This window comes from Escherichia sp. XD33, from assembly GCF_019375075.1.
In the GTDB taxonomy this organism is placed as follows: domain Bacteria; phylum Pseudomonadota; class Gammaproteobacteria; order Enterobacterales; family Enterobacteriaceae; genus Enterobacter; species Enterobacter flexneri_A.
This window is the reverse complement of the sequence record NZ_JAENDM010000125.1, coordinates 1-3,530: the sequence shown is the minus strand read 5'-3', so window position 1 is coordinate 3,530 and position 3,530 is coordinate 1. Positions and strand designations below refer to the sequence as shown.

Annotated in this window: 3 protein-coding genes and 3 pseudogenes; 5 read left to right on the top strand and 1 reads right to left on the bottom strand. The window is 53.0% G+C overall.

All coding sequences use genetic code 11. The annotated features are described in order from the left end of the window. Positions 1–78 precede the first annotated feature (78 nt). Both K0778_RS25220 and K0778_RS25215 read left to right on the top strand, forming a co-directional pair. Positions 79–1,059 carry an IS66 family transposase gene (locus K0778_RS25220; protein WP_285238366.1) on the top strand — a complete coding sequence of 327 codons (981 nt, stop codon included), beginning with the start codon at positions 79–81 and terminating at the stop codon, positions 1,057–1,059. 39 nt (positions 1,060–1,098) lie between these two features. After that, positions 1,099–1,176 (top strand): annotated as a pseudogene (locus K0778_RS25215) (DUF6404 family protein); the annotation flags it as partial. A 121-nt stretch (positions 1,177–1,297) separates the two neighbouring features. Here the strand turns inward: K0778_RS25215 and K0778_RS25210 are convergent. Further along, entirely contained in the window at positions 1,298–2,656 is a 1,359-nt protein-coding gene (locus K0778_RS25210) for an esterase-like activity of phytase family protein (RefSeq protein WP_153449162.1), read from the bottom strand. Between the two features lie 281 nt (positions 2,657–2,937). Here K0778_RS25210 and K0778_RS25205 point away from each other — a divergent pair. The 3 genes and pseudogenes from K0778_RS25205 to K0778_RS25200 form a co-directional block, all read left to right on the top strand. Next, positions 2,938–3,069: pseudogene (locus K0778_RS25205) on the top strand (IS3 family transposase); the annotation flags it as partial. Between the two features lie 64 nt (positions 3,070–3,133). Continuing rightward, positions 3,134–3,264: pseudogene (locus tag K0778_RS28715) on the top strand (IS5/IS1182 family transposase); the annotation flags it as partial. A gap of 99 nt (positions 3,265–3,363) precedes the next feature. After that, on the top strand, positions 3,364–3,530 hold a 167-nt coding region (locus tag K0778_RS25200; RefSeq protein WP_000179192.1), incomplete at its 3' end, for an IS1 family transposase.

Here is a 3,530-nt window from a genome sequence, read left to right as displayed (position 1 = left end):
TGAGCGGATTCGCGTTTAAACTCTGCGCTGAAATTTCTTTTTTTCATTGGAGCACCTGTGTTGTTCTGAGGTGAGCATATCACCTCTGTTCAGGTGGCCAAATTCAGTGTGCCACTTCAGACGGTACGGGAAAAACATGCCTGTACTCAGTGCGATGCCATCGTGCAGGCACCTGCACCTTCGCGACCCATCGAGCGGGGTATCGCCGGACCGGGGCTGCTGGCCCGCGTGCTGACCTCGAAGTATGCAGAGCACACCCCGCTGTATTGCCAGTCAGAAATATACGGCCGGCAAGGTGTGGAGCTGAGCCGTTCACTGCTGTCGGGCTGGGTGGATGCATGCTGCCGGCTGCTGTCTCCGCTGGAAGAGGCGCTTCATGGCTATGTCATGACTGACGGCAAACTCCATGCCGATGATACCCCGGTCCAGGTACTGCTGCCGGGTAATAAGAAGACGAAGACCGGGCGGTTGTGGGCGTATGTTCGTGATGACCGCAATGCCGGGTCAGCGTTGGCACCTGCAGTGTGGTTCGCTTACAGCCCGGACAGAAAAGGCATCCATCCGCAGACTCATCTTGCTTGCTTCAGCGGTGTGCTGCAAGCGGATGCGTACGCCGGGTTCAACGAGCTGTATCGCAATGGTGGGATAACGGAAGCTGCCTGCTGGGCTCATGCCCGCCGAAAGATCCACGATGTGCACGTCCGCATCCCGTCAGCACTGACGGAAGAAGCCCTGGAGCAGATCGGTCAGTTGTACGCCATAGAGGCGGATATAAGGGGAATGCCGGCAGAGCAGCGGCTTGCTGAACGTCAGCGAAAAACGAAACCGCTGTTGAAATCCCTGGAAAGCTGGTTGCGTGAAAAGATGAAGACCCTGTTCTTCGGCTCTGGCCATGGTGGTGAGCGGGGAGCGCTACTGTACAGCCTGATCGGGACGTGCAAACTGAATGACGTGGATCCAGAAAGCTACCTTCGCCATGTGCTTGGCGTCATAGGAGACTGGCCGGTCAACCGGGTCAGCGAACTGCTTCCGTGGCGCATAGCACTGCCAGCTGAATAACACATCCCCGTCAATACGGCCCTCGCTGTACGCTTACTTTTGTTCGGACTGCTTATGGCCTTTTTCCACTGGTGGCGCAGGAAAGTTAACCGGCTGCCACCATGGGATGACGTGTAAACCGTGCAGGCATGTTTTCACGTGGTGACGCTTTCATTGGGGGTCTACGCCGGAACCCCAATATTGTTCACATACATGAATTTGAAAAACTAAGCGATACTGCTGTCCGTACCTTATAAACTTATTTCAACGCTTCCGGCAGCGTCACAATCCACAGTTCACTGTCAGACTCCGGTTTCTCCAGTGGCTTCACTCTGAGGGTCGTTTCAACCTGCTTGTCGTCAAGCGTCAGCTTTCCTTCCGCGTTCACCCGATAATCCTTGAATGTCTTGCCCTCGACCGGATGTTGCATCGCCACCTTCACGCCAAAGTCGTTATCGTTCGCCACCGCCAGCGTTTTGCTGTCGATCAGCGCCAACCCTTCAGCCTTCTCCTGCTGCCAGCCCAAGGAGCGCAGATCAACAACCTGCGTTTTCTGCGCAAGGGTAATGCCGCGCTGTGACAGGGTTTTCTCATCATCAAACTCCGGATACTCACCCGGCTTGTCGAAGCCTGACAGGTCGCTCGCCTTATTGAGATCGACCTTGTAAATCAGGTTACGCATTCTGTTGTTTTTATCTCTTCCCTGTTCGATCAGCAGGATGTGCTGGTTATCGAGCGCCACGATGTCTCCGATTTTAGCGTCGCTGTTTTTGCTGTAGGCCGCGCTGTCGATGGGATAACCGTACATCGCGGTTTTTCCGCTTGCCGGATCGAAGCTCACCAGACGCGTAAACAGCGCCTTGTTCTTGCTCTTAGCGTCGATATCCAGCGTACTTTGCACGGCGACAATAATACGCCCGTCCGGCATACGGGTGAGGCCTTCAAAGCCGCGGTTCGCCTGACGCCATTTGAGGATATTTGGCAAACCGCCCGCAATCGCTTTTTCCCCTTCCGCCGCCTGCGGACCGTGGATTGCCAGGATTTTCCCTTTACTGTCGATGTTAATCAGGAACGGGCCATACTCATCACACAGCCAGTAACCTCCTTTACCATCCGGAGTGATCCCTTCCGTATCCAGCCCGCGATTATCCCCCTTCAGTCTATGTAACGTGTCGCTGAAGGCCACTTCATTGGTGGAGCCAATCACGTCGCTTGCCAGCGGCAGACCGTTGATCGCGCCTTTATCGTCATGCAGAGGACGGGGATCGATGGCCTCCGCTTTGCCGTTTTGTACACGAATCGTCATCAGCAGCGGCGCGAAATCTGGCGTAACGAAAATTTTAGCTTCGTTTTTCCCCTCTTTCGGTGAATCCGCGTTCGGACCGCGATCGGTAATGGTTGCGAATGTCAGGGCATCGCCCTGTTTACCGGTGAACAGCAGGCCAGAACCTATCCCAACCGGAAGGCCGTTCGGGAATGCACTGGCAAATGCGCCGGCGTAGTTCACGTGCGTGCCTTCTGGAAAACTGACGACATAGCGCTCAGCCGTAGGTTGTGTCGCCAGGGCAGAGAAAGAGAGCGTACAACCGATTAGCACGGGAATAATTTTTCTTTTCATATTGTTAGCATCCATAAAGTGAAGATCACACTACACCATAAAGAAGAAATGAGTCAGGAAAATGACATCGAATGGCAACATGCGCGGGCCTGAGGCCAAAGAAATGTAAAACACTGTTGTTATTTGTAACAACGGAAACATTTACGGAAATTATTTGTCTTTCTTCGTGATCAAAAATGCTGTGTCTTGTTGGATTGGAGTGATGAGGGCTGCGTTTAGGAAACGCCCTATATTGTACGGTTGCATTATCGCGGTAGGGGTAATGCACGTGTCAGTATGATGAGCTGACCACACTCACGTGGGTGGACTGGTATAACAATCGACGATTGCTGGAAAGGCAGGGCCATATCCCACCGGCAGAAGCAGAAAAAGCTTATTATGCTTCCATCGGAAACGATGATCTGGCAGCCTGAGTTCACAGATAAAACACTCTCCAGGAAACCCGGGGCGGTTCAATTGCTGGATAAGATCATAACGATACACCGGGTTAAACAGGTGGTCACTGCTTCACTGAAGCTGCGTGATTATGATGGTCAGGTAGCAGAAGCTATGCCCATGATACCAAAATGACGAAAGCCGAAATGTCTGAAAGCGTGTGTATTACCTGAAAATATGACCGGCTCCGGGGTACGTAACCGATTCAACAAAGCCAGGTGATGCTGCCAACTTACTGATTTAGTGTATGATGGTGTTTTTGAGGTGCTCCAGTGGCTTCTGTTTCTATCAGCTGTCCCTCCTGTTCAGCTACTGACGGGGTGGTGCGTAACGGCAAAAGCACTGCCGGACATCAGCGCTATCTCTGCTCTCATTGCCGTAAAACATGGCAACTACAGTTCACTTACACCGCCTCTCAGCCCGGTACGCACCAGAAAAT

Coding starts and splice junctions, on each gene's coding strand:
- K0778_RS25210 (WP_153449162.1), bottom strand. CDS start 2,656: ATGAAAAGAAAAATTATTCCCGTGCTAATCGGTTGTACGCTCTCTTTC.